Origin of the sequence: Cellulomonas humilata, assembly GCF_030814415.1 — a bacterium.
Taxonomy (GTDB): Bacteria; Actinomycetota; Actinomycetes; order Actinomycetales; family Cellulomonadaceae; genus Cellulomonas; species Cellulomonas humilata_A.
The window spans coordinates 547,375-572,212 of sequence record NZ_JAUSVB010000001.1 but is presented as its reverse complement, the minus strand read 5'-3'; the positions used below and the strand labels follow the sequence as shown (position 1 = coordinate 572,212).

Annotated in this window: 21 protein-coding genes; 16 read left to right on the top strand and 5 right to left on the bottom strand. The window is 72.5% G+C overall.

All coding sequences use genetic code 11. The features are described 5' to 3' along the window. Window positions 1–50: 50 nt before the first annotated feature. From nadC to J2X26_RS02545, 4 genes are all read left to right on the top strand, one after another. Window positions 51–947: a carboxylating nicotinate-nucleotide diphosphorylase gene (gene nadC / locus J2X26_RS02560; RefSeq protein WP_307489563.1), complete on the top strand. Its 897-nt coding sequence runs from the start codon at window positions 51–53 to the stop codon at window positions 945–947. A 47-nt stretch (window positions 948–994) separates the two neighbouring features. Then, on the top strand, window positions 995–2,515 hold the full coding sequence (gene lysS, locus J2X26_RS02555) for a lysine--tRNA ligase (RefSeq protein WP_307489562.1): 1,521 nt from the start codon (window positions 995–997) through the stop codon (window positions 2,513–2,515). Then, window positions 2,512–2,700, top strand: coding sequence for a hypothetical protein (locus tag J2X26_RS02550; RefSeq protein WP_307489560.1), 189 nt, complete (start codon window positions 2,512–2,514; stop codon window positions 2,698–2,700). The genes lysS and J2X26_RS02550 overlap by 4 nt, the downstream gene beginning before the upstream one ends. A 69-nt stretch (window positions 2,701–2,769) precedes the next feature. Further along, complete coding sequence (locus J2X26_RS02545) at window positions 2,770–3,102, top strand: histone-like nucleoid-structuring protein Lsr2 (RefSeq protein WP_307489558.1); 333 nt, start codon at window positions 2,770–2,772, stop codon at window positions 3,100–3,102. A gap of 58 nt (window positions 3,103–3,160) precedes the next feature. On the opposite strand, the gene xylB is transcribed toward J2X26_RS02545, so the two are convergent. Beyond that, window positions 3,161–4,564 (bottom strand): xylulokinase, encoded by a 1,404-nt coding sequence (xylB, locus tag J2X26_RS02540; protein WP_307489556.1) that lies wholly within the window; start codon window positions 4,562–4,564, stop codon window positions 3,161–3,163. A gap of 130 nt (window positions 4,565–4,694) precedes the next feature. Then, complete coding sequence (gene xylA, locus J2X26_RS02535) at window positions 4,695–5,882, bottom strand: xylose isomerase (protein WP_307489555.1); 1,188 nt, start codon at window positions 5,880–5,882, stop codon at window positions 4,695–4,697. Window positions 5,883–5,960: 78 nt separating this feature from the next. On the opposite strand from xylA, the gene J2X26_RS02530 reads away from it, so the two are divergent. Beyond that, a complete protein-coding gene (locus J2X26_RS02530; protein ID WP_307489553.1) occupies window positions 5,961–7,166 on the top strand; it encodes an ROK family protein in 1,206 nt (401 codons plus the stop codon). A gap of 118 nt (window positions 7,167–7,284) precedes the next feature. After that, window positions 7,285–8,310 (top strand): lactonase family protein, encoded by a 1,026-nt coding sequence (locus tag J2X26_RS02525; protein ID WP_307489552.1) that lies wholly within the window; start codon window positions 7,285–7,287, stop codon window positions 8,308–8,310. 17 nt (window positions 8,311–8,327) lie between these two features. Here the strand turns inward: J2X26_RS02525 and J2X26_RS02520 are convergent, their stop codons facing one another. After that, a complete protein-coding gene (locus J2X26_RS02520) occupies window positions 8,328–9,101 on the bottom strand; it encodes a DUF899 family protein (protein ID WP_307489550.1) in 774 nt (257 codons plus the stop codon). A 248-nt stretch (window positions 9,102–9,349) separates the two neighbouring features. Here J2X26_RS02520 and J2X26_RS02515 point away from each other — a divergent pair, with 248 nt between their 5' ends. The 5 genes from J2X26_RS02515 (at window position 9,350) to J2X26_RS02495 (ending at window position 18,972) form a co-directional block, all read left to right on the top strand. After that, entirely contained in the window at window positions 9,350–14,386 is a 5,037-nt protein-coding gene (locus tag J2X26_RS02515) for a glycoside hydrolase family 3 N-terminal domain-containing protein (RefSeq protein ID WP_307489549.1), read from the top strand. Between the two features lie 90 nt (window positions 14,387–14,476). Then, window positions 14,477–14,860 carry a hypothetical protein gene (locus J2X26_RS02510; protein ID WP_307489547.1) on the top strand — a complete coding sequence of 128 codons (384 nt, stop codon included), beginning with the start codon at window positions 14,477–14,479 and terminating at the stop codon, window positions 14,858–14,860. 62 nt (window positions 14,861–14,922) lie between these two features. Then, window positions 14,923–16,257: a glycosyltransferase gene (locus J2X26_RS02505; protein ID WP_307489546.1), complete on the top strand. Its 1,335-nt coding sequence runs from the start codon at window positions 14,923–14,925 to the stop codon at window positions 16,255–16,257. A gap of 49 nt (window positions 16,258–16,306) precedes the next feature. After that, window positions 16,307–17,047, top strand: coding sequence for a phosphoglyceromutase (locus J2X26_RS02500; RefSeq protein ID WP_307489544.1), 741 nt, complete (start codon window positions 16,307–16,309; stop codon window positions 17,045–17,047). A gap of 113 nt (window positions 17,048–17,160) precedes the next feature. Next, window positions 17,161–18,972 (top strand): alkyl/aryl-sulfatase, encoded by a 1,812-nt coding sequence (locus tag J2X26_RS02495; RefSeq protein WP_307489543.1) that lies wholly within the window; start codon window positions 17,161–17,163, stop codon window positions 18,970–18,972. Between the two features lie 67 nt (window positions 18,973–19,039). On the opposite strand, the gene J2X26_RS02490 is transcribed toward J2X26_RS02495, so the two are convergent. Together J2X26_RS02490 and phoU are read right to left on the bottom strand one after the other, a co-directional pair. Continuing rightward, window positions 19,040–19,447: an MmcQ/YjbR family DNA-binding protein gene (locus J2X26_RS02490; RefSeq protein ID WP_307489542.1), complete on the bottom strand. Its 408-nt coding sequence runs from the start codon at window positions 19,445–19,447 to the stop codon at window positions 19,040–19,042. A 164-nt stretch (window positions 19,448–19,611) separates the two neighbouring features. Continuing rightward, window positions 19,612–20,277: a phosphate signaling complex protein PhoU gene (phoU, locus tag J2X26_RS02485; RefSeq protein WP_307489540.1), complete on the bottom strand. Its 666-nt coding sequence runs from the start codon at window positions 20,275–20,277 to the stop codon at window positions 19,612–19,614. Between the two features lie 228 nt (window positions 20,278–20,505). Here phoU and J2X26_RS02480 point away from each other — a divergent pair, with 228 nt between their 5' ends. The 5 genes from J2X26_RS02480 (at window position 20,506) to pstS (ending at window position 24,784) form a co-directional block, all read left to right on the top strand. After that, the gene (locus tag J2X26_RS02480) at window positions 20,506–20,907 is read left to right on the top strand and encodes a DUF7144 family membrane protein (RefSeq protein ID WP_307489538.1); all 402 of its coding nucleotides are present in this window, start codon (window positions 20,506–20,508) and stop codon (window positions 20,905–20,907) included. 40 nt (window positions 20,908–20,947) lie between these two features. Next, the gene (locus tag J2X26_RS02475) at window positions 20,948–21,430 is read left to right on the top strand and encodes a DUF1269 domain-containing protein (RefSeq protein ID WP_307489537.1); all 483 of its coding nucleotides are present in this window, start codon (window positions 20,948–20,950) and stop codon (window positions 21,428–21,430) included. A 127-nt stretch (window positions 21,431–21,557) separates the two neighbouring features. Continuing rightward, the gene (locus J2X26_RS02470; RefSeq protein WP_307489535.1) at window positions 21,558–22,760 is read left to right on the top strand and encodes a sensor histidine kinase; all 1,203 of its coding nucleotides are present in this window, start codon (window positions 21,558–21,560) and stop codon (window positions 22,758–22,760) included. Beyond that, window positions 22,757–23,482: a response regulator transcription factor gene (locus tag J2X26_RS02465; protein ID WP_307489534.1), complete on the top strand. Its 726-nt coding sequence runs from the start codon at window positions 22,757–22,759 to the stop codon at window positions 23,480–23,482. Before J2X26_RS02470 ends, J2X26_RS02465 begins: the two co-directional genes overlap by 4 nt. Before the next feature lie 186 nt (window positions 23,483–23,668). Then, window positions 23,669–24,784 (top strand): phosphate ABC transporter substrate-binding protein PstS, encoded by a 1,116-nt coding sequence (gene pstS / locus J2X26_RS02460; protein ID WP_307489533.1) that lies wholly within the window; start codon window positions 23,669–23,671, stop codon window positions 24,782–24,784. The last annotated feature ends 54 nt before the right edge of the window (window positions 24,785–24,838 follow it).

Sequence of the window (24,838 nt, the reverse complement as noted above, 5' to 3'; positions counted from 1 at the left end):
GCGTGTGGGTGGGGCGGTACGCCACCGCCCCTGACCGCTACCGTGACGCCGTGACCTCCCCGACCCTCGCCCTGGACCCCGCCTGGATCACCCGCACGGTCGCGGTGGCGCTGGACGAGGATCTCGGCCCGGCGCCGGGGCGGGACGTCACGACGCAGTCGACGATCCCCGCCGACGCGGTCGGCGCGGCGGACCTCGTCGCGCGCCAGGACGGGGTCGTCGCCGGGCTGGTGGTGGCTCCGGAGGTCGTCGGCCAGGTCGCCGCGCGTCTCGGGCTGGCCGTCCCGTCCGTCGACCAGCGCGTCGCCGACGGCACCCGGGTCGCCCGCGGGGACGTGCTGGCCGTGCTGACCGGTCCCGTCCAGGTGCTCCTCGTCGCGGAACGGACGCTGCTCAACCTCGCGTCGCGGGCGTCGGGCGTCGCCACTCACACGCGCCGCTGGGCGGACGCGCTGGAGGGGACGGGCGCGCTCGTCCTGGACACGCGCAAGACGACCCCGGGCCTGCGGGCGCTGGAGAAGTACGCGGTGCGCTGCGGCGGCGGGACCAACAAGCGCATGGGCCTGTACGACGTGGCGATGGTCAAGGACAACCACGTGGTCGCCGCGGGGTCGGTGGCGGCTGCGATCGAGGCCGTGCGCACGCGGTTCCCCGACGTGACCATCCAGGTGGAGGCCGACACCCTCGACCAGGCGCTGGAGGCCGTCGGCGCGGGTGCGCGCTTCCTCCTCCTCGACAACATGCCGACGCCGCTGCTGGCGGAGGTCGTCGCGGCGGTGCGGGCCGTCGACCCGCGTGTCGAGCTCGAGGCCACCGGCAACCTCACGCTCGACCGTGCGCGCGAGGTCGCGTCCACCGGGGTCGACTACCTCTCGGTGGGCGGGCTCACGCACTCGTCGCCGATCCTCGACCTCGCCCTCGACCTGGAGCCGCTGCAGCCGGTGTGACCGATGAGCCAGCGGGTGCACCGGACGTGCGCCGGTAAGATCGCCCGGTGAGCGAGACCCCCCAGAGCACCCCTGCACCCGACGACGCCCCCGAGCAGATCCGGGTGCGGCGCGAGAAGCGGGACCGGCTGCTCGCGGCAGGCGTCGAGGCGTACCCGGTCGGGGTGCCGCGCACCCACACGATCGCGCAGGTGCGCAGCGAGCACCCGGACCTCGAGCCGGGGCAGGAGACGGACGACGAGGTCGGCGTGGCCGGCCGCGTGGTCTTCGTCCGGATCGGCGGCAAGCTCTGCTTCGCCACGCTGCAGGACGGCGAGGGGAACCGGCTGCAGGCCATGTTCAGCCTCGCGGCCGTCGGTGAGGAGCGGCTGTCGGCGTTCAAGACCGACGTCGACCTCGGCGACCACCTGTTCGTGCACGGTCGCGTGATCGCGTCCCGGCGCGGGGAGCTGTCGGTGTTCGCCGACGAGTGGCAGCTGGCCGCCAAGTCGCTGCGCCCGCTGCCCAACCTGTACGAGGGCGTGGAGCTGTCCGAGGAGGCGCGGGTCCGGCAGCGCTACGTCGACCTCATCGTGCGTCCGAAGGCCCGCGAGACGGCCCGCCAGCGCCCGGCGCTCCTGCGGTCGCTGCGGGACAACTTCCACCGCCGCGACTTCATCGAGATCGAGACGCCGATGCTGCAGACGCAGCCGGGCGGTGCGGCGGCGCGTCCGTTCGTCACGCACATGAACGCGTTCGACATGGACCTGTACCTGCGGATCGCGCCCGAGCTGTTCCTCAAGCGCGCGCTCGTCGGCGGCATCGAGCGGGTCTTCGAGATCAACCGCAACTTCCGGAACGAGGGTGCGGACTCCACGCACTCCCCGGAGTTCGCGATGCTCGAGGCGTACGAGTCCTACGGCGACTACGACACGATGGCGGCGCTGACCCAGGACCTGGTGCAGACCGCGGCGCAGGACGTGCTCGGCACCTCCGTGGTGGCGATGCCCGACGGCGAGGAGTACGACCTCGGGGGCGTGTGGGCGAGCCTGAGCATGTACGGGTCGCTGTCGGAGTCGCTGGGCGAGGAGATCACGCCGTCGACGGGCCTGGACACGCTCGCGGTCTACGCGGACAAGCTCGGAATCGAGACGGACCCGAAGCGGATCAGCCACGGAAAGCTGGTCGAGCTGCTCTGGGAGCACCAGGTGGGCGACCATCTGTTTGCACCCACATTCGTGCGGGATTTCCCGGTCGAGACGAGCCCGCTCGTGCGTGATCACCGCGCCATCTCGGGTGTCGTCGAGAAGTGGGACCTCTATGTGCGCGGGTTCGAGCTTGCGACGGGCTATTCCGAGCTCGTCGACCCGGTGATCCAGCGGCAGCGCTTCGAGGCGCAGGCGTTGCTGGCGGCCGCGGGCGACGACGAGGCGATGCGCGTAGATGAGGACTTTCTCATGGCCGTGGAGTACGCGTTGCCGCCTGCAGGCGGGATCGGCCTCGGGATCGACCGGTTGCTCATGGCACTGACCGGCCTCGGTATCCGTGAGACGATCCTGTTCCCCCTCGTGAAGCCGCTCGGCTCATGAACCCCCTGTTCACGGCGCTTGCCGCCCTGCTGCCGTCCATCGGCGTCGGATTGCTGTTCTGGTTCGCCATCCGCGCCCTGGTCAATGCCGACCGCACCGAACGGCAGGCATTGGCCAGAATGGACGCCGCCGAACGCGCGGCTGAAGTTGCCGCCAATAAAGATCAATCAGGTCCGGCCGTTTGACGCCCTAATGTGCCGATGCGATAGTGAAGGCGACAAGCATTCCCCCCGCATCGCATGATGGAGAACACAATGGCGCAGAAGGTTCAGGTCCTGCTGGTCGACGACATCGACGGCGGAACTGCAGACGAGACCGTGACGTTCGGGCTCGACGGCGTCACCTATGAGATCGACCTGACCTCCGGTCACGCGAGCGAGCTGCGTGACGCATTTGCCCAGTGGGTCGGTCACGCACGCAAGGTCGGCGGCCGCGCGGCCGCGAAGTCGACGGCTGCTCGCGGGCGGCGCTCGTCGTCCAGCGACGCCCAGGCGATCCGTGAGTGGGCCAAGGAGCACGGGCACCACGTGTCCGAGCGCGGCCGCATCTCCGCGGAGGTCAAGGCCGCGTACGACGCGTCGCACTGACACATCGCACGAACGACGAGAGCCCGGCGCCGGGGGGGTGCCGGGCTCTCGTCCTGTCTCAGGCGGGTCGTACACCCGTCAGCTCGCGCACCGCGGCGTACTGCTCGCGGACCCGCGCGACCGGGTCGCCGGTGAACACCGTCGCCTCGGAGGCCGAGCTCCACGACGGCGCCGTCGCGGACCCGGAGAGCACCCACGCGGCCTGGCGGGCGGCTCCGTCGGCCACGTACTCGCCGGGCGTCGGGACGCGGACGTCGAGCCCGAGCACCGACGGCGCGATCGCCCGGACTGCGGCGGACTGCGCGCCTCCGCCGATGAGGAACAGCCGTTCGACCGCGACGCCCTGCGCGCGCAGCGCGTCGATCCCGTCGGCGAGCGCGCACAGCATCCCCTCGACCGCGGCACGCGCCACGTGCGCGGGCGTGGTGTTGCCCAGACGCAGGCCGTGCAGGGCGCCGGTGGCGTCGGGCTTGTTCGGCGTCCGCTCGCCCTCCAGGTAGGGCACGAGGACGAGCCCGTCGGCGCCCGCGGGCGCGGAGAGGGCCAGCGCGGACAGGCCCGCGTGGTCGACGCCGAGCATCCGGGCGGCGGCGTCGAGCACACGGGAGGCGTTGAGCGTGCAGGCGAGCGGGAGGAAGCCGCCGGCGGCGTCGGCGAACCCGGTCACCAGACCCGAGCCGTCCGCCGTCGCCGCTGACGCGATCGCCGAGACGACCCCGGAGGTGCCGATGGACACCGCGACGTCGCCGGGCTGCAGACCGAGCGCGAGGGCTGCCGCGGCGTTGTCGCCGGCACCGGGTCCGAGGATCGCGCCGCCGGTGGTCCGGGGGCCGGCCGCCGACGGGCCCAGGACGCGGGGGACGAGCGCGTCGTGCCCCAGCGCCAGCTCGAGCAGGTCGTGCCGGTAGTCCTCGGTGGCGGGGGACCAGTAGCCGGTGCCGGAGGCGTCCGAGCGGTCGGTCACGAGCGCGTCGAGGCCCGGTGCCCCGGCGAGGCGCCAGGTGAGCCAGTCGTGGGGGAGGGCGACGGCGGCGACGCGCGCGGCGTTCTCCGGCTCGGCGTCGCGCAGCCATCGCAGCTTGGTCACGGTCAGGGACGCGACGGGCACGGAGCCGACCGCGTCCGCCCATGCCTGCGGTCCGCCCAGCTCGTCGATGAGCTGCAGGGCGGCCGGTGCCGAGCGGGTGTCGTTCCACAGCAGCGCGTCCCGGACCACCTCGCCGCGGGAGTCGAGCGCGACCATGCCGTGCTGCTGGCCGCCGACCGAGACCGCGTCGACGTCATCGAGACCCCCCGCGCTGACGATCGCGGACTGCAGGGCGTCCCACCAGTACCAAGGCGCCACCTCGGTGCCGTCGGGGTGCGACGCGCGCCCGGAGCGCACGAGGGCCCCGGTGTCGGCGTCGCGCACGACGACCTTGCAGGACTGCGTCGACGAGTCGATGCCGGCGACGAGAGCCATGGTCTACCTCCAGGTGAACCCGCAACGTCCGCACTCGTGCGGGGTGGGACCCGACGGAGTGCGGACGCAACGAGAGGGGTGCGGGGGCGCCGCCCGCACGGGGGTGCGGGCGGCGCCGGGGGGCGACGGGTCAGCGGGCGCCGAGCGCGTGCTCGAGGGCCAGCTGGTTGAGGCGGACGAAGCCGAAGCCGCGCTCGGCGACGGCGTCGACGTCGAGGTCCTCGTAGGCGGAGCGGTCCGCGAGCAGGTCGGCCAGGGTCTCGCCCGCGGCCAGCGTCGGCTGCGCGAGCTCGAGCACGCCGGACTCCTCGAAGGCCGCCTGGACCTCGGGGTCGGCCCGGAACGCCTGCGCGCGCTCCTTGAGCAGCAGGTACGTCGCCATGTTGGCGGACGCGGAGTCCCACACACCCTGGAAGTCCTCGGTGCGCGACGGCTTGTAGTCGAAGTGGCGCGGGCCGTCGTAGGTCGGGCCGCCCGAGGGGAAGCCGTTCTCGAGCAGGTCGACCGTGGCGAAGGCGGAGAACAGGTCGCCGTGGCCGAACACCAGGTCCTGGTCGTACTTGATGGACTTCTGGCCGTTGAGGTCGATGTGGAAGAGCTTGCCCGCCCACAGCGCCAGCGCGATGCCCTGCGTGTAGTTGAGCCCCGCCATCTGCTCGTGGCCGACCTCGGGGTTGAGGCCGACGATGTCGGAGTGCTCCAGCCGGTCGATCAGCGCGATCGCGTGGCCGATCGTCGGGAGCAGGATGTCGCCGCGGGGCTCGTTCGGCTTGGGCTCGAGCGCGATGCGCAGGCCGTAGCCCTTCTCCTTGATGTACGCGGCGACGGTGTCGATGCCCTCGGCGTAGCGGTCGTGCGCGGCGTTGAGGTCCTTGGCGGAGTCGTACTCGGCGCCCTCGCGGCCACCCCACATGACGAACGTGTCGGCGCCCAGCTCGGCGGCCAGGTCGACGTTGCGGACGACCTTGCGCAGGCCGTAGCGACGGACGCGGCGGTCGTTCGAGGTGAACGCGCCGTCCTTGAAGATCGGGTGGCTGAACGTGTTGGTGGTGACCATCTCGACGGTGATGCCGGTCTCGTCGAGGGCGCCCTTGAAGCGGGACAGGATCTTGTCGCGCTCGGCGTCGTCGGAGCCGAACGGGACGACGTCGTCGTCGTGGAACGTCACGTGCGCGGCGCCGAGCTCGGCCAACTTGTGGACCGACTCGACCGGGTCCAGCCACGGGCGGGATGCCGAGCCGAACTGGTCCTGGGCGTTCCAGCCGACCGTCCAGAGGCCGAACGAGAACTTGTCTGCACGGGTGGGCTGCGCTGCCATCACGCGTCTCCTCATCGAGATGAATCCGGTTTAGTTTGCCGGATGAATTTATCCCGAGAAGCCGGTAGGGTCAAGCGCATGCCGCAGCCCGAGCCCCGCGACCCGTCGCGCGTGGCCCGGCAGGCGCAGATGCGGGACCAGAACCTCGGGGTCGCGCTGCGGGGGATCGTCGACGCTCCCGAGCCGCTGTCCCGGGCCCAGCTCGCCGCCTCCGAGGGGCTCGCCCGCGCGACCGTCTCCGGCCTCGTCGACCACCTCATCGAGGCCCGCCTCGTGCGCGAGCTCGACCCCACGCAGACGCAGCGTGCGGGCCGCCCCGCCGTCCCGCTGGCCCCCGCGCAGGGGACCGTCGCCGGCGTCGGCATGGAGGTCAACGTGGACTACCTGGGCGTCCGCGCGATCGACCTCGCCGGGGACGTGCTGGCTGAGCACGTGGAGCTCGACGACCTGCGCGGAGCGGAACCCGCCGCCGTCCTGGACCGCCTCGCCGCGCTCGTCGCACTCGTGATCGACGGGCTCCGCGGCGGGGGCGTCCGCGTCGCCGGCACGGCCCTGGCCCTCCCGGGACTGGTCGACCGGGTCACCGGCCCCCTGCGCGTCGCACCGAACCTCGGCTGGCGCGACGTCGACGTCGTGGGCGCCCTGTCGGCCTTGACGGGCTTCCCGCCGCGTGTCGCCAACGAGGCCAACCTCGCCGCCCGTGCGGAGGCCCACGCCCGCCGCGGTTCACCGAGCTTCGCGTACGTCTCCGGCGAGGTCGGCATCGGTGGCGCGATCGTGCTCGACGGCGAGATCTTCCCCGGCCGGCACGGCTGGAGCGGCGAGATCGGGCACATCGTCGTCGATGCGTTCCGCGGGCCGCGTGCGTCCGATGGCAGCCTCGAGGCCCTGGCGGGCCAGGACGCGATGCTCCGCGCCTCGGGCCTGCCGCCGACCGCCCGCCTCGACGCGCTGCTCGACGCGCTCGCCGCGGGCGACCCCCGTGCGAGCGCCGCCGTCGCCCAGGCCGCGCGAGCGCTCGGCGTCGCCCTGGCGAGCGTGGCCAACGTCGTGGACGTCGGCGAGGTGGTGCTCGGCGGCACCTTCGGCCAGCTGTTCGACCATGTGCACGACGAGGTCGCCGCCCGCCTCGACGAGCTGGTGATCTTCGCGCCCTGGTCGCCGCTGGAGGTCTCCTCGGCCCGCGCGGGCCAGTACCCCGCCATGACCGGCGGGGCCCTGGCTGCCCTGTCCACGGTCCTCACGGACCCGGCGGAGTGGCTCCGCACGCACGAGACCCTCTGAAGCCTCCGCAACGTCCGCACATCCGGTCGTGGGAACGCGCGAATCTGCGGACGTCCGAGGGGCTCATTGCTCAACGTCCGCGGGCCGGGGTGCGGCTGTCGCCGTAGGCTCCGGGACCGTGAGCGCGCAGCAGACACCTTTGTGGATCGGTACCTATCCCGTCGCCGGTGCGGGGACGCCCGTCGGTCAGGGGGAGGGGATCTGGCGGGTCGACCTCGACCCCGCGACCGGTGCGCTGAGCAACGCGCGGCAGGTCGTCGAGACGCCGTCGCCCAGCTTCCTCGCGCTGCGCGGCACGGTCCTGTACGCCGTGAACGAGCAGACGGACGGCACGGTCAGCGCGTTCGACGTCGTCGGCGACTCGCTCGTGCACCGGGCCACGGTCCCGTCGGGCGGCGCGGACCCCTGCCACCTGGTGCTCGACGCGGACGGCGGCACGCTGCTGGTCGCCAACTACTCCTCGGGCACGCTCGGCGTCCTGCCGCTGGACGAGGACGGTGGGTTCGCGACGCAGGGTCCGGCCCAGGTGCTCGGGCACTCCGGGTCGGGTCCCGACGAGGACCGGCAGGAGTCGCCGCACGCGCACTTCGTCACCCTCGACCCCAGCGGTGCGTACGTGCTGGTGGTCGACCTGGGCACCGACGAGATCCGTCGCTACCGCCGCGAGGACGGCCGGCTGGTCGAGGACGGCGTCGCCGCGGTCCTCCCTCCCGGGAAGGGTCCGCGGCACCTGACGTTCAGCGCCGACGGCCGGTTCGCGTACGTGGTCGGCGAGCTGGACGTCACGGTCCGGGTGCTCGCGTGGCACGCGGGCGTCGGGACGCTGGTGCAGACGGTGCCGGCGACGACGGTCCCCGCCGACGAGCGCCGGCTCCCATCACACATCGTCCGCGACGGCGACCGGCTGCTCGTCGGCATCCGCGCGTCCGACGTGCTGGCGCGGTTCACGATCCGCGCGGACGGGCTGCTCGAGCCGGTCGCCGACGACGCGCTGCCGGGTGCGTGGCCGCGACACCTCGAGGTGGTCGACGGGTGGACGGTCGTCGCCGAGCAGGTGTCCAGCGGCCTGGCGGTCCTGGACGCGGACGGCGCGGTGGTCAGCACGCTCGAGCTCCCGTCGCCCACCTGCGTGCTGCCGGCCTGACCGGTCCCGCCGGACCCTCAGTGGTGGTGGCCCATCCGGCCCAGGGTCTGCTCGGGTGTCGCGCCGGGACGGGTCCACTGAGGTGCGGGCCGACTGGTCGGGCCGACGTCCGGGCGTCGGTCCGCGTCCGTGCGCCAGTACCAGCACGGGTCGTGGCCCTCGGGCCAGCCGTCGGGGGAGTCCTCCCAGGCCTCGCCGCGGCCGTTCGGTGTCCGGTCGAGGAGTCCGAACGGTCCGGCCACGGCCTCGACTCCGCGGCCGGTCGTGGAGTACGTGAGGAAGACGCGGTCGCCGTCGCGCAGGAAGCAGGTGAAGGACCCCATGTCGTCGCCGATCGGGGCCGCGACGTCGCGGACCGAGAACCAGGGCTGCGTGTAGCCCATGAAGTCGACGTACGGCGCCACCTCGTCCCACGGGCCGGTGGTCACGATGGCGAACGAGACGCCGCGCGCATGGAGGTAGACGGTGTCCCGCAGGTGCCAGGCCGAGACCGTGCAGCCCTCGCACTGGCCCTGGTGCGGGGCCCCGTCGTGCCACATGTGCTTGTAGAGCATCAGCTCGTCGCGACCGTCGAACAGGTCCCGGAAGGGGACCGGGCCGTCGGGCCCGACGACCGGGGTGGACCCGTCGACCTCCACCATCGGCAGCCGTCGGCGGGCTGCGGCGAGGCGGTCGCTCTCGCGGGTGTGGGCCTTCTCGCGGACCAGCAGCTCGTCGCTGGCGGCCAGCCAGGTGGCCATGTCCACCACGGGCGGGCGTCCGGGAGCCGTGGTTGCGGGTGTGGTCGTCATCATGTCCTCCGAGGTCTCGCGCCGGGTGGTCACCCGACGCCTCATGACGTGGGCGAGTGAGGGTTCTCGACAAAAACTCGCTCCGAATTGTCCGTTACCAAATCGTGATGTTCTCGACTTACCGCCCAGTAAGTCATTGTGATTGTCTGGCGAGAACCGCACGCGTCGGGGGTGCAACGAGGCACTGACTCGGCCCGCGCGGACAGTGGCTGCGCAATGGGGCCCGGCCACGTCACAAGGGAGTGACCGTGCGCCGTGCCGACCGTCTGAACGCCCTCCCCGCGAGCCTCGCCGCCCTGGCGCTGGTCGTCCCGCTGGCCCTGGTCGGGCTCGCCGCGCCCGCCGCGGCGGCGCCCGGTGACCTGGCGCGGACCGGCACGGCGACCGCCGACGTGTTCCAGTCCGACGGCGACGGCACGTTCCCGCCGGACGCGGCGATCGACGGGAACCCGGTCACCCGGTGGGCCAGCGGCAACGGCCCGGACGAGGACGTCCCGTTCACGGCGTGGCTCCAGGTCGACCTCGGCGCGGAGGCGTCCGTCGACCACGTGGTCCTCGCGTGGGAGGCCGCGTTCGCCGCGGGCTACGAGGTCCAGGTGGCGACCGCACCCGACGAGTGGACCACCGTGCACACCGAGGCGGCCGGCGACGGCGGCACCGACGACCTCACGTTCGCGGCCACCGACGCCCGGTACGTGCGGCTGCAGATGAACCAGCGGACCAGCTTCGACTGGGACCCGGCCCGCCTGCACTGGTACGGCTACTCGCTGTTCTCCTTCGAGGTCTACGGCACGGCGACGCAGGCCGCGGTCGCGTTCGCCACCTCCGGCACGACGGTCCCCGCGGGCGACGACGCGACCGTCCCGCTGATCCTGGCGACCGCCGCGGCCACCGACACCACCGTCCGCGTGCGGTCGACCGGCGGCACGGGCGTCGCCGGCACGGACTACACCGCGGTCGACGAGACGGTCACCTTCCCGGCCGGCACCACGGAGGCGACGGTCACCGTGCCGACCGTCGACCACGGCCCGCTCGGCCAGGTCCGCACGGTCGAGCTCACCCTGTCCGAGCCGTCCGACGGCCTGGTGCTGGGCGGCCGCACGACGAGCACCGTCACCATCACCCCGCACGGCGACCTGCCGGACGTCGGCGGCGTCACGGTGCTCGACGACTACGAGTCGGGCGTCCCCGCCGGCTACACCACGTGGGGCATCAGCGCGCCGGTCACGCCCGTGCTGTCCACGGGACCCGTGGACCGGGGCGGCAACGGCCTGATCGCCACGGTGGGGGGAGCGCCGGCCGCGGGCGACTGGTTCGGCTTCACGCACGACATCGCGGTCACCGACTGGTCCGCGCACGACGGCTTCACGTTCTGGTTCCTGGGCACCGGCGGCGGCGGGCTGCTCCGGTACGAGCTGAAGAGCAACGGCCAGCTGTTCGAGCGAAGCGTCACCGACGACACCGCGGGCTGGCGCCAGGTCAACGTGGCGTTCTCGCAGCTGCGGCTCAAGGGCAACCCGGCGTCGGACGCCCGCTTCGACCCGTCGGCGAGCACCGGGTTCGCGGTCACGCTGACCGACCTGGGTGCGGGCGCGTGGACGTTCGACGACCTCGGCCTGTACGACCGGGTGAGCACGATCGAGGACGCCGAGGGTGACGTCCCGATCGCTGCACCGGGCAGCACGGTCGGCATCTTCACGTGGGGCTCGGTCGCGGACCTGGTGCGCCTCGGCGTCACGGAGCAGGAGCGCGACGGCATCCCCGCCGGCAACCACGTGCTGTCGGGCGACTACCAGATCCCCTCGGGCGGCTGGGGCGGGTACAGCCAGAACCTGGCGGCTGGTCAGGACTGGAGCTCGTTCCGCGGCATCCGGCTGGCCTGGTACGCCTCGCAGCCGACCCGCCCGGCATCCCCGACCGCGGGCGACGACATCAAGGTCGAGCTCAAGGACGGCGGCCCGGACGGCGAGCACTCCGAGGTCTGGGCGGCCACGTTCAAGGACAACTGGTCCAGCGACGGCAGCCGCTGGAAGATCGTCGACCTCCCCTTCTCGCAGTTCACGCTGAGCGGCTACCAGCCGGGCGACGCGGCGACGCGCAACGGCATCCTCGACCTGACGTCCGCGTGGGGCTACGCGGTGACGTTCGTGCCGGGCACGGCGACCCCCGTCTCGTGGGCGATCGACGACGTGCAGCTGTACGGCTCGGCGGTCCCGGCTCCGACGGCCACCGTGTCGTCGAGCGACGTCATCCTGGTCGACCCGGGCCAGACCGCGCAGGTGCCCGTGACCCTGACGACGACCGACGGCCAGCCGCTGCCGGCGGACGTCACGGTCGACTACGCGAACGGCGCCGGCACCGCGGTCGCCGGGACGCACTACAACGCGTTCTCCGGCACGCTCACGTTCGCGGCGGGCACGGCGTCCGGCACGACACAGACCGTCGACGTGGTCACGCACGCCACCGAGACGGTCGACGACGCCCGCACGCTGGCCGTCGAGCTCGACCCGACGGGAGCGGCCATCGGCACGGCCCCGAAGGTCGTCCTCAACGCCGTCGGCGCGGCCTACCTCGACCCGACCAAGAACACTGCCCAGCGCGTCGACGATCTGCTCGGCCGGATGACGCTCGCGGAGAAGATCGGCCAGATGACCCAGGCCGAGCGCCTGGGCCTGCAGTCGCCCGCGCAGATCGCCGACCTCGGCCTCGGCTCGGTGCTGTCCGGCGGCGGCTCGGTGCCGGCGCAGAACACCGCCACCGGCTGGGCGGACATGATCGACGGCTTCCAGCGGCAGGCCCTGTCCACGCGGCTGCAGATCCCGCTCCTCTACGGCGTGGACGCCGTGCACGGCCACAACAACGTGGTGGGCGCGACGGTCTTCCCCCACAACGAAGGGCTCGGCGCCGCGCGCGACGCCGACCTGGTCGAGGAGGTCCAGCGCACGACCGCGCAGGAGGTTCGCGCGACCGGCGTCCCCTGGGCGTTCTCCCCGTGCCTGTGCGTCACGCGCGACGAGCGGTGGGGCCGCTCCTACGAGTCGTTCGGCGAGGACCCGGCACTGGTGACGGCGATGGCGGACGCCGCGATCGTGGGCCTGCAGGGCGGCGACCCGAGCGACCTTTCCGGCCCGGACAAGGTCCTCGCGACGGCCAAGCACTGGGTCGGCGACGGCGGCACCACCTACGACCCTGCGCTCGCGGGCTCGGGCTACCCGATCGACCAGGGCATCACCCGCGTCGGCAGCCTGGACGAGCTGAGGCGGCTGCACGTCGACCCGTACGTGCCCGCGATCGAGGCGGGCGTCGGCTCGATCATGCCGTCGTACTCGGCGGTCTCGATCGCGGGTGCGGACCCGGTCCGGATGCACGAGGACCGCGCCCTGAACACCGACCTGCTCAAGGACGAGCTCGGCTTCGACGGCTTCCTCATCAGCGACTGGGAGGGCATCGACAAGCTGCCCGGCGGCACGTACGCCGACAAGGCGGCCCGCTCGGTGAACGCCGGCCTGGACATGGCGATGGCGCCGTACAACTTCGGGGCGTTCATCACCGCGATCACCGGCAAGGTCGGCTCGGGCGACGTCTCGCAGGACCGGGTCGACGACGCGGTCCGACGGATCCTGACGCAGAAGTTCGCGCTCGGGCTGTTCGACGCCCCGTTCGCGGACCGGTCGCAGGCGGCCGACGTGGGGTCCGACGCGCACCGCGCGGTGGCCCGCGAGGCGGCGGCGAAGTCGCAGGTGCTGCTGAAGAACGCCGACGACCTGCTGCCGCTCGCCGCGGACGCCGCGGTGTACGTCGCCGGCTCCAACGCCGACGACCTCGGCAACCAGGCGGGCGGCTGGACCATCTCCTGGCAGGGCGGCTCGGGCGACATCACGCCCGGCACGTCCATCCTCGAGGGCATCCAGGCCGTCACCTCCGCGGTCACCTACTCGAAGGACGCCTCGGCGCCCGTCGGGGACGCGCAGGTCGGCATCGTCGTGGTCGGTGAGACGCCGTACGCGGAGGGTCAGGGCGACGTCGGCAACAACGGGAAGTCGCTGAGCCTGAGCGCGGCGGACCGCACCGCGATCGACACCGTCTGCGGCGCGCTGCCGTGCGCGGTGCTCGTCGTGTCGGGCCGTCCGCAGCTGGTCACCGACCAGCTGGGCGCGATCGACGCGCTGGTGGCCTCGTGGCTGCCGGGCACGGAGGGCGCCGGCGTCGCGGACGTCCTGTTCGGCACGCAGCCGTTCACCGGCCGCCTGCCGGTCAGCTGGCCGGCTGCAGCGGACCAGGTCCCGGTCAACGTCGGCGACGACACGTACGCACCGCTGTACCCGTACGGCTGGGGCCTGCGCACGGACGCGCAGCGCGACCGGCTGACCGCGCTCGTCGCCACCCTGCCCGACGGCGACGCGCAGGACGCCGTGCAGGCCGTGCTCGACGCCCCCGTCTGGGACGGGACGGCGCTCGACCCGGCCCGCACGGGTCCGGCGGTCCGGCTGCTGGCCGCCGCGGCCGAGGAGCTGAACGGGACCGAGCGCGACACCGCCGCCGCGGCGGGGATCGTCGTCTCGCTGGTCCGCGACCTCGCGCAGGACGCGTCCGGCGCCGAGGATGCCGCCACGACGGCTGACGCCGAGCATGCGCTCATGTCCGGCGACGCCTCCGGAGCGGTCGACCTGCTGGCCGACGTCCTCGGCGTCTCCACCGCACCGCCCGTCGCGTCGACGACCACCCTGTCGCTGTCGTCGTCCGTCGCGGTCTTCGGCAACCCGGTCACCGCGAGGGTCGCGGTGAAGGGCGGCACACCGACGGGGTCCGTCCAGGTGCTCGTCGACGGCGCGTCGGTGGCCACCGTCCCGCTCGCCGCGGACGGCACCGCGCGGGTGCGCCTCCCCGCGGACGTCGCCACGGGTCGGCACCAGGTCACCGCGGTCTACGGGGGGGCACCGGCGGCTGACCCGCCGATCCTCGGGTCGACGTCGGCGGCTGCCTCGCTGACGGTGACGAAGACGCTGCCGTCGGTCCGCACGGACGGGACCGACTGGACCGTGCGCCGCAGCGACCCCAAGGACGTCCAGGTCCAGGTGACCGGTGTCGCGGGCGTCACCCCGACCGGCACGGTCGACGTCTGGGTCAACGGCATGCGCCGGGGCTCGGCCACCCTCGACGCCCGCGGAACGGCGGTCGTGACGCTGCCGAAGAGCACCACGACCTCCCTCGTGATCGTCAGCTACGGGGGTGATCGCACCTACCTGCCGTGGATCGCCGCACCGCACCTGCTGGTCGTGCGCTGACTCCAACGGGTGACATGCGCCGAAAAACCTCCAGGACCTGCACGAACATGCCGATCCCCTGTCGTCGACGACGAACAAGGAGGTTCCGCGATGCGCAACGGATTCGATATCTACCGGGCAGGTCCGGACCGGAACCACCAGGAGCCACAGAGCCCCTGGGGATGGACGCCCCGCCGCGGCGAGGTGCCCACCGGTGAGACGGTCGTGCAGGACCACGACCACTCGCTGACCTACACCGGCAACGACCCGCAGCTGGCCGCAGCGTTCGCGCGCGGCGCCCGGCTCAAGGAGATCGTGACGATGTGGCCCGAGCTGGCCTTCTACCCGTCGACGGCCGGCGGCTTCCTCCCGGACGGGAACATCTTCCCCATCCGCGGTGACTACAAGCCGCCGAGCGGGCTGAGCGCACTCAAGGGTCGGTTCGGTCGCCGCCCGTCCGGAGCGCACTCGGCGGAGGCCGCCGTCCAGCAGTGACGCGCCCACGTGGGCTTCGTGCGTGAGAATGGGTGCAGACCCGTCCGCGAACAGGAGCACCCGTGACCCTCGAGCACGCCCCGCGCGTCGCCATGCTCTCGGTGCACACGTCCCCGCTGGACCAGCCCGGGACCGGTGACGCCGGGGGCATGAACGTGTACGTCATCGAGCTGGCGCGCGCCCTGGCGGCCCGCGGTGCGCGCGTGGAGATCTTCACGCGCGCGACGTCGTCGGACCAGCCCGAGACGGTGCTGCTGCCCGGTGCCGACGCGCTCGGCCGACCCATCGTCGGCGACGCCGCCCGCACGGTCCTGCTCGCCGACGAGGTCGGTCCCGGCGTGACGCCGCCGATCCTCGTGCACCACGTGCCCGCCGGCCCGTTCGAGCGGCTGGACAAGAACGACCTGCCGGGAGTCCTGTGCGGCATGGCGGCGGGCGTGCTGCGCTGGGAGGCCGCGCGGCGGCCCGGCTGGTACGACGTCGTGCACTCGCACTACTGGCTCTCCGGGCAGGTCGGCCAGATCGCGGCGGACCGGTGGGAGGTGCCGCTCGTGCACACCGCCCACACGCTGGCCCGCGTGAAGAACGCCTCTCTGGCCCCCGGCGACACCCCCGAGCCGACCCAGCGCGTGGTCGGCGAGGAGCAGCTCGTCGCGGAGGCCGACGCCCTGGTGGCCAGCACGCCGGTCGAGGCCGAGGAGCTGGTCGAGCTCTACGGCGCCGATCCCGCCCGCGTGCACGTGGTCGAGCCCGGCGTGGACCTCGACCGCTTCGTGCCCGGCGACCGGCTGGAGGCTCGGCGTTCGCTGGGGCTGCCCACCGACCGCCAGATCGTGCTCTTCGCCGGCCGTGTGCAAGCGCTGAAGGCGCCGGACGTGCTGGTCAGCGCGCTCGGCGTGCTGCGGGCCACCGGCCGACCGGTGCCGTTGCTCGTCGTGCTCGGCGGACCGTCGGGGCGCTCGAGCGCCGTCAAGGAGCTCCAGGCGCTCGCGTCGATGGCCGGCGTCCCGGACGACGTGCTCGTGCACCCTCCGGCCGACCGCGACACCCTCGCGCGCTGGTACCACGCGGCCGACGTGGTCGCGATGCCGTCGCGCAGCGAGTCGTTCGGGCTCGTCGCCGCCGAGGCCCAGGCCAGCGGTGTCCCGGTGATCGCGGCGTGCGTCGGCGGGCTGCGCACGATCGTCGACCACGACGTGTCCGGACGCCTGGTCCGCGGGCACGACCCCGAGGTGTGGGCCGACGTGATCGCCGACGTGCTGGCCTCGTCGGAGGACCGCGCGCGGTACGCGGTGGGGGCGCGCCAGGTGGCGGAGCGGTTCGGCTGGGAGACCACCGCCGACCAGATGCTCAAGGTGTACTCGGTCGCGGGCGAGGTGCGGGCGTCGCGCGTCTGAGGGTCGGACGTCCCGGGACGTCCGCAGATCGCTGCGGCAGGATGGGCTCATGACCTACACCCTCGTGCTGCTCCGCCACGGCGAGAGCGAGTGGAACGCCAAGAACCTGTTCACCGGCTGGGTCGACGTGCCCCTCTCGGAGAAGGGCACCGCGGAGGCCGTCCGCGGCGGGACGCTGCTGACGGATGCGGGCGTGCTGCCCGACGTCGTGCACACGTCGCTGCTGCGCCGGGCCATCACGACCGCCAACCTCGCGCTCGACGCCGCCGACCGGCACTGGATCCCCGTCAAGCGCTCCTGGCGCCTCAACGAGCGGCACTACGGCGCGCTCCAGGGCAAGGACAAGAAGCAGACGCTCGAGGAGTACGGCGAGGAGCAGTTCATGCTCTGGCGCCGGTCCTACGACTTCCCGCCGCCGGACATCGAGCTCGGCTCGGAGTTCTCGCAGGACGCCGACCCGCGCTACGCCGGTGAGCCCATCCCGCGTGCCGAGGCGCTCGAGCAGGTTCTCGTCCGAGCGCTGCCGTACTGGGAGTCGGACATCGTCCCCGACCTGCAGTCCGGCAAGACGGTCCTGGTCGCCGCCCACGGCAACTCGATCCGCGCCCTGGTCAAGCACCTGGACGACGTGGACAGCAGCACCATCGCCGGCATCAACATCCCCACCGGCATCCCGCTGCTGTACACGCTCGACGAGGAGACGCTGAAGCCCACCAACCCGGGCGGCACGTACCTCGACCCGGAGGCGGCGGCCGAGGCCATCAAGGCGGTAGCCAACCAGGGCCGCTGACGCTCTTCTCGACAACGTCCGAGGAAGCGCGCGCTATAGCGCCGACTTCCTCGGACGTTGTTGTTCTTTCTGCCGCCGTGCCGTCGTTTCCGGGTTCTGGTTGACTCCGAAATATGACCCTTCCGTCTTTCGAGGACACCTCCGACTTCGACGACGTGGCACGGGGGAAGCTCGCCGACATCCCGTCCGAGCCCCTGATCGGTGCCGCGGGGCAGGTGGTCTGGGACCCCCACCGGTACGACTTCCTCGAGGGCGACGCCCCGGACACCGTGCACCCGAGCCTGTGGCGGCAGGCGAAGCTCGCCGCGGCCGGCGGACTCTTCGAGGTGGTCGAGGGCGTGTACCAGGTCCGGCAGTACGACCTGTCGAACATGTCGTTCATCGAGGGCGACACGGGTGTGATCGTGGTCGACACGCTCATGGGGACCGAGACCGCGGAGGCCGCGCTGGCCCTGTACCGCGCGCACCGCGGTGACCGGCCCGTCACCGGCATCGTCATCACGCACTCCCACGCGGACCACTACGGCGGCATGCTCGCCCTCACGGGGCCCGGCATCCCCGTGTACGCGCCCGAGGGGTTCCTCGCGCACACGGTCTCCGAGAACGTCTACGCGGGTCCGGCGATGTCCCGCCGCGCCGTCTACATGTACGCCATGGACCTGCCGGCAGGTGCGACGGGCCAGGTCGGCTGCGGGCTCGGCATGGCGACGTCCAACGGCTCCCTGGGCCTGGCGGCGCCGACGGTCTCGGTGTCGGAGACCGGCACGCAGGCGACCGTCGACGGCGTCCGCATGGTCTTCCAGTTCACGCCGGGCACGGAGGCGCCCGCGGAGATGAACATCTGGTTCCCGGACCGCAAGGCGCTCTGCATGGCCGAGAACGCGACGCACACGCTGCACAACCTCCTGACGCTGCGCGGCGCCGAGGTGCGCGACCCGCGCGCCTGGTCCCGGTTCATGCACGAGGCGCTCGAGCTGTGGGGCGGCGAGGCCGAGGTCGTCTTCGCGTCCCACCACTGGCCCACGTGGGGTGCCGAGCCCATCACGACCTTCCTGTCGACGCAGCGGGACCTCTACCAGTACCTGCACGACCAGACCCTGCGCCTGATCAACCACGGCCTCACCGGCATCGAGATCGCCGAGGACTTCGAGCTGTCGCCGGGTCTCGAGCAGGCCTGGAGCGCCCGCGGCTACTACGGCTCGGTCAGCCACAACGTCAAGGCGATCTACCAGCGCTACCTCGGCTGGTTCGACGGCAACCCCGCGCACCTGTGGGAGCTGCCGCCGCAGAAGGAGGGTGCGCGGATCATCGCGCTCGCGGGCGGCGCCGACAAGGCGCTCGACACCGTCGAGTCGCTGCTGGCCACGGGTGACACCGACGACCTGCGCTGGGCGACCACGCTGGCCAGCCACGTCGTGTTCGGCGGCGGCGACGCCGACCGTGCGCGTCAGTTGCTCGCCCAGGCCCTGACCACCTTGGGCCACGGCTCCGAGAACGCCACGTGGCGCAACTTCTACCTGCGCGGTGCCGAGGAGCTGCTCGAGGGCATCGCCGCACCGCCGCCCGACCTGTCGACCCCGTCGACCCTGGGAGGCCTCACGATCACCCAGCTGTTCGACTCGATCGGCGTCCGCATCGACGGCCCCCGCGCGGGTTCGGAGAAGCTGGCGATCGACTGGGTGCTCACCGACGAGGGCTTCACCTACCGCACGGAGCTGTCGAACGGCGCCCTCATCCACGCGGTCCGCGGCGAGCGCGCCGCCGCTCCGGACCTGACGGCCACCCTGACCAAGGCCTTGCTCATCCAGCTGCTGTTCGTGCACGAGAAGGAGGGCATCGAGTTCGACGGCGACCAGGGCGCCCTGGGCCGACTCCTCACCTACGTGGACTCCACGTCGAACACGTTCCCCATCGTCACCCCGTAACCACCACTGACGTCCGCACGTTCGAGCGTCCTGACGACCGAACGTGCGGACGCACGGGGAGGCGGGGTCAGTGGCTGGTGTCGAAAGCCTTGATGGCGCTCTTCGACGCCGAGCGGCGCCAGGCTGCCTCGACCAGCTCCACGAGGGCGTCCCAGTCGGGGTCGTGCGCGGCGTCGAGGTGGGCACCGATCCAGCCGAACCGACCCAGGTACGGCGCGACGAAGTACCGGTCGGGGTCGCGCGCGACGGTCGCCTGCTGCTCGTGCCGGTCGGCCTTGCACCAGAGCGCCAGGAGGCCGTCAGCGTGGTGGTCGGGCAGGATCCACGCGAACCGGCTCCCGCGCGTGAAGAACCCGGTGTTGCCGTACTCGTCGATCTCGGCGGTCGTCTCGGGCAGCTGCGCGACCACGGCCCCGAGCCGTTCCCGAGCGGTGGCGACGTCGTCGTCCCCCCACCCGAGCACCCGCTCCGCCATGCCGCCCACGCTACCGAGCGGGCGGCGTCCCGGGGTGACGAGGTCGAGGGTCCGGCACCGGATCGCGGGATCGAACCCACGATCGCGCGCCGAACCCTCGACCTCGGTCCGTCAGAGCGGTCGGAGCAGTCGGAGTCAGCCGTCCCGCCGGAGCCGCCGGTCGGTCAGCCGGCGGTGCGGTCCAGCTCCGGGCGGGCGGCGCCCGTCACCAGGTACGTCACGCGGCGGGCGACCGAGACGCCGTGGTCGCCGAACCGCTCGTAGTACCGGCCCAGCAGGGTGACGTCGATCGTCTCCTGCGTGGAACCGGCCCAGGACCCGCCCAGCAGAGCCGCGAACGTGTCCTCGTGCAGCTCGTCGAGGAGGTCGTCGTCCTGCTCGATGCTCTCGGCCAGCTGGATCTCGCGGCTGTGCAGCAGCGTGGTGGTGCGCCGGGCGACGCGGACGGCGGCGTCGTGCATCTCGGCGAACGTGCCCGACAGCGCCTGCGGCACGGCGTGCCGGGGGTACCGGCCGCGAGCCACCTGGGCGACGTGCCGGGCGAGGTCGCCCATGCGCTCCAGGGAGGCGCTCATCCGCAGGGCCGACACGACGATCCGCAGGTCCGTGGCGACGGGCTGCTGCTGCGCGAGCAGCAGGACGCAGCGCTCGTCCAGGTCGCGCTCGATGGCGTCGATGGCCAGGTCGTCGGCGATCACCGACTCCGCGAGCGCAAGGTCGGCCGTGAGCAGCGCGATGCCGGCGTTGGTGATGGCCTGCTCGACCCGACCGCTCATCGCCGCCAGGTCCTCGCCCAGCTGGTGCAGCTCGGCGTCGAAGATGTCCCGCATGTGCTCCCTCTCGTGCCGCGACGGCAGGTGCCGCGCGCAGCGTCAGGCTGCCATCGGCAGGTGAACAGCCGGGCGCGGGCAGGTGAACGGACGACGGCCGTTCTGGGGGAAAGGGGCTGCCGCGGCGATGTGCGGCGATTCGTCCCCATCGTGCCTCGTGAACCCCTAGCCTGCGAAGAGATCGTCCTGCTGGTCGAATCGTCGGAGAACCACAGAGGGAGACGCACGATGGCACAGAGAGTCACTGCCTGGGTCGGCTGGGTGTGGTTCGCGGCGTTCGCGATCCTCGTCTCGGGCCTGTTCAACATCATCTCCGGGGCCGTGGCGGTGTTCTCCCCGAAGACGGTCGTGAGCTGGTCGCCGGACGGACTCGCGGTCGTGGACGTGTCGACGTGGGGGTGGGTGCAGCTGGCCCTCGGGGTGCTGCTGCTGTTCGTCGGGTTCGCGCTGTTCTCCGGCCGCGGCTGGGCGCGCGTCTTCGCCGTGGTGCTGGTGATCGTGAACCTGCTCACGCAGTTCGTGTCGCTGCCCGTGACCCCGTGGTGGTCGCTGATCGCCATCGTCCTGGACTTCTTCATCCTGTGGGCCCTGACGGTCCACGGTGACGAGGTCGCCCGGGCGAGCCGCTGAGCAGAGTTCGAGGAACGTCGAAGGAAAGGGAGGAACGACGATGACGACATTCACGGCCTGGAAGTTCGAGACCCCCGACGGGGCCCAGAAGGCGGTCACGGCGCTGAAGGGGGCGCAGGGCGACGGGCTGGTCAAGATCGTCGACCACGCGGTCATCAGCTGGCCCGTGGGCGCCGACAAGCCCGAGATGCACCACTCGCACGACGACAAGCTGCGTGGCACCGGCTGGGGTGCGTTCTGGGGCCTCCTGTTCGGCGGCCTCTTCTTCGTGCCCCTGCTCGGGGTCGCCGTCGGTGCGGCCGCCGGCGCGATCACGAAGGCCGTCTCCGCGGTCGGCATCCCGGAGAGCCAGCTGGACGAGATCCGCGCGCAGATCACCGTCGGGACGTCGCTGCTGTGCGCGGTGACGGAGAACGCCGACATGGACCGGCTGGGTGAGCGGATGCACGGCCTGCACAGCACGCTGGTCGCCACCAACCTCACGGACGCCGAGCGGTCGCTGCTGATGGAGACGTTCGGCTGAGTCCGCCTCACCGGGGCCGCTCGCACGAGCGGCCTCGGTGAACGGTCGGTGAACGCTCGACGGCGGCGTGGCGCGCAGAGGCCGCATCGGCGCGGCGCAGGGTCCAGCGCGTCCTACTGTGAGTGTCGTGGACGGGATCGACGGGCTCATGCTCCTCCTCGCCGGCGGCCTCGGCCTGCTGGTCGGGGTGTGGGCGACTCTGGCGTTCCGGTGGAGCGAGCGGTCGCAGCACGGTGCGCCGACCCCACCGGTGCCGGCCCTCGACGACGGCCTCGTCCGCACGCTCGCCGTGCTCCGGTCGGCCGCTGTGGTGCTCGACGACTCCGACAACGTGGTGCGGGCGAGCGCGCCGGCCCACGCCCTCGGCATCGTGCGCGACGGGCGGGTGGCGCCTGCGGCGATCCGTGACCTCATCGCGCTGGTGCGTCGCGACGGGGTGATCCGCGACGAGGTGCTCGAGGTGCCCCGCGGTCCGGTCGGCCCCGGCGTGCTGATGGTCCAGGTGCGGGTCGCGCAGGTCAGCGCCGACCACCTCGTGGTGCTGGCGGAGGACCTGACGCAGGCGCGGCGCCTCGAGGCGATCCGGCGCGACTTCGTCGTCAACGTGTCGCACGAGCTCAAGACCCCGGTGGGCGCGCTGGCGCTGCTCGCCGAGACGGTCCAGGACGCCGCCGACGACCCGGAGGCCGTGCGCCGGTTCGCGGGCCGGATGCAGGCGGAGGCCACGCGGCTGTCGGCGCTGGTGCACGAGATCATCGAGCTGTCCCGGCTGCAGGTGGCGGGGGCGCTCGGGCAGGTCGGGCTGGTCGACGTGGACACCGTCCTGTCGGAGGCCGTCGACCGGGCTCGCACGACCGCGGAGGCCAAGCGCGTGCGGCTCGACATCGGCGGGGTGCGCGGCACGCGCGTCCTGGGCCAGCACGACCTGCTGGTCACCGCCGTTCGCAACCTGCTGGACAACGCCGTCGCGTACTCCGGCGAGGCGTCGCACGTCGGCGTGGGGGTCCGCACCGACGGGGACCTGGTGGAGATCGCGGTGGTCGACGAGGGGATCGGCATCACCGCGGCCGAGCAGGAGCGCGTGTTCGAGCGGTTCTACCGGGTGGACCCCGCGCGCTCGCGCGACACCGGCGGCACGGGCCTCGGCCTCTCCATCGTCAAGCACGTCGCCGCGGACCACGGCGGTGAGGTGACCGTCTGGTCGCAGCCGGGCCGCGGGTCGACGTTCACCCTGCGCCTGCCCCGCGCCGAGGAGGAGCCCGCCTCGACGGTGCGGGAGCTGCCCCTCACCGAGACCGAAGGAGCACACGTGCGCCGGAGCGCGTCATGACCCGGATCCTGCTCGTCGAGGACGAGGAGTCCTACCGGGACCCGCTGACCTACCAGCTGGAGCGCGAGGGGTTCGACGTCGTCGCAGCCGCGACCGGCCCGGAGGCGCTCACCAAGTTCGAGGAGTTCGGCGCCGACCTGGTGCTGCTCGACCTCATGCTGCCGGGCCTGCCGGGCACCGAGGTGTGCCGCCGGCTGCGCCTGGTCAGCGACGTGCCCGTCATCATGCTCACGGCCAAGGACGACGAGATCGACAAGGTGGTCGGCCTCGAGCTGGGTGCCGACGACTACGTCACCAAGCCGTACTCGTCACGCGAGCTGCTGGCCCGCGTGCGCGCGGTGCTGCGCCGCCGGGAGGCGGTCGTGGTCTCCGCGGGCACAGCCGGTGCTCCTTCGCTCCACGAGGACGACGACGAGCTGCTGGTCGCCGGGCCGGTGCGGATGGACGTCGAGCGGCACACCGTCCGAGTGCGCGACGAGCTGGTCGCGTTCCCGCTCAAGGAGTTCGAGCTCCTCGAGCTGCTGCTCCGCAACGCGGGCCGGGTGCTGACGCGCGGCCAGCTCATCGACCGCATCTGGGGCTCGGACTACGTCGGCGACACCAAGACGCTCGACGTCCACGTCAAGCGCGTCCGCGCCAAGATCGAGGTCGACCCCGGCAACCCGACGCTGCTGCAGACCGTGCGGGGCCTGGGCTACAAGCTCACCGACGACGGCGAGTAGCCCCGACGACGACGCCCCGCCCGCCCTCGGCGCGCGGGGCGTCGCTGCGCCCGGACACCCGTCCGACTCGTCGGCCACCGTTCACCTGGGGTTCACCCGATGCCGTCCACCCGGTCACGTGCACTTCCTACGGTCAGCATCGCCGCGCACACATCGGTGCGCACCTGATCGACAGGACGGAACACAGTGAAGCTCTCCCTCCACGGCCGGATCGGCGCGATCGCCCTCACCGGCGCCGTCGCCCTCTCCCTCACGGCCTGCGGATCGGACGACCCCACCGGGTCCGGCGACAGCACGTCCGGCGCCACCGAGCAGGCCAGCGAGCTCAGCGGTGACCTGAACGGCGCCGGCGCCACGTCGCAGGAGAAGGCGATGGATGCCTGGCGTGCCGGCTTCCAGAGCGCCAACCCCGACGTCAACGTCAACTACGACCCCGTCGGCTCCGGCGGCGGTCGCACCCAGTTCCTCGACGGCTCGGTCCAGTTCGCCGGCACCGACTCGGCGCTGACGAGCGAGGAGCTCGAGCAGGCCAAGGGCGTCTGCACCACCGGCGCCATCGACATCCCGGTCTACATCAGCCCGATCGCGGTCGTCTTCAACCTCGAGGGCATCACCGAGCTCAACCTCTCGGCGGCCACCATCGCGGGGATCTTCGACGGCAAGATCACCAGCTGGGACGCGCCCGAGATCGCGGCGGAGAACCCCGACGCCACGCTCCCGGCGACGGCGATCACGCCGGTCCACCGCTCCGACGAGTCGGGCACGACGAAGAACTTCACCGACTACCTGGCGAAGGCCTCGGGTGGCGTGTGGACGTACGAGGCGGACGGCAACTGGCCCATCGAGGGCGGCGAGTCGGCCCAGGGCACCTCGGGCGTCATCCAGACGGTCCAGGGCGGCGACGGCACCATCGCGTACGCCGACAACTCGGCCGTCGGCACGCTCGGCGTGGCGAGCATCAAGGTCGGCGAGGAGTGGGTCGCCCCGTCCGAGGAGGGTGCCGCGGCCGCGGTCGACGCCTCCCCGCGGGACGAGGAGCGCGAGAACGGCGACATCGTCATCAAGATCGACCGTGAGACGACCGAGTCCGGCGCGTACCCGCTGATCCTCGTGTCGTACTCGATCGCGTGCCTCGAGTACGCCACGGCCGAGCAGGCCGACCTGGTCAAGGGCTTCCTCAGCTACGTGGTGAGCGCCGAGGGTCAGTCCGCGTCCGAGTCGGCCGCAGGCTCCGCGCCGCTGTCCGACGCGCTCCGCACCGACGTCCAGGCAGCGATCGACTCGATCACCGCAGCAGCCTGACGTCCGATCACCCGCCGGTGGCGGGCCCGCCTCGGGGGGAGGACGGGTCCGCCG

Excerpts from the sequence above, each read along its gene's own strand:
- J2X26_RS02550 (WP_307489560.1), top strand. The coding sequence starts at position 2,512 with ATGAACCCCCTGTTCACGGCGCTTGCCGCCCTGCTGCCGTCCATCGGC.
- J2X26_RS02545 (WP_307489558.1), top strand. The coding sequence starts at position 2,770 with ATGGCGCAGAAGGTTCAGGTCCTGCTGGTCGACGACATCGACGGCGGA.
- xylB (WP_307489556.1), bottom strand. The coding sequence starts at position 4,564 with ATGGCTCTCGTCGCCGGCATCGACTCGTCGACGCAGTCCTGCAAGGTC.
- xylA (WP_307489555.1), bottom strand. The coding sequence starts at position 5,882 with ATGGCAGCGCAGCCCACCCGTGCAGACAAGTTCTCGTTCGGCCTCTGG.
- J2X26_RS02530 (WP_307489553.1), top strand. The coding sequence starts at position 5,961 with ATGCCGCAGCCCGAGCCCCGCGACCCGTCGCGCGTGGCCCGGCAGGCG.
- J2X26_RS02520 (WP_307489550.1), bottom strand. The coding sequence starts at position 9,101 with ATGACGACCACACCCGCAACCACGGCTCCCGGACGCCCGCCCGTGGTG.
- J2X26_RS02510 (WP_307489547.1), top strand. The coding sequence starts at position 14,477 with ATGCGCAACGGATTCGATATCTACCGGGCAGGTCCGGACCGGAACCAC.
- J2X26_RS02500 (WP_307489544.1), top strand. The coding sequence starts at position 16,307 with ATGACCTACACCCTCGTGCTGCTCCGCCACGGCGAGAGCGAGTGGAAC.
- J2X26_RS02495 (WP_307489543.1), top strand. The coding sequence starts at position 17,161 with ATGACCCTTCCGTCTTTCGAGGACACCTCCGACTTCGACGACGTGGCA.
- J2X26_RS02490 (WP_307489542.1), bottom strand. The coding sequence starts at position 19,447 with ATGGCGGAGCGGGTGCTCGGGTGGGGGGACGACGACGTCGCCACCGCT.
- phoU (WP_307489540.1), bottom strand. The coding sequence starts at position 20,277 with ATGCGGGACATCTTCGACGCCGAGCTGCACCAGCTGGGCGAGGACCTG.
- J2X26_RS02480 (WP_307489538.1), top strand. The coding sequence starts at position 20,506 with ATGGCACAGAGAGTCACTGCCTGGGTCGGCTGGGTGTGGTTCGCGGCG.
- J2X26_RS02475 (WP_307489537.1), top strand. The coding sequence starts at position 20,948 with ATGACGACATTCACGGCCTGGAAGTTCGAGACCCCCGACGGGGCCCAG.
- J2X26_RS02465 (WP_307489534.1), top strand. The coding sequence starts at position 22,757 with ATGACCCGGATCCTGCTCGTCGAGGACGAGGAGTCCTACCGGGACCCG.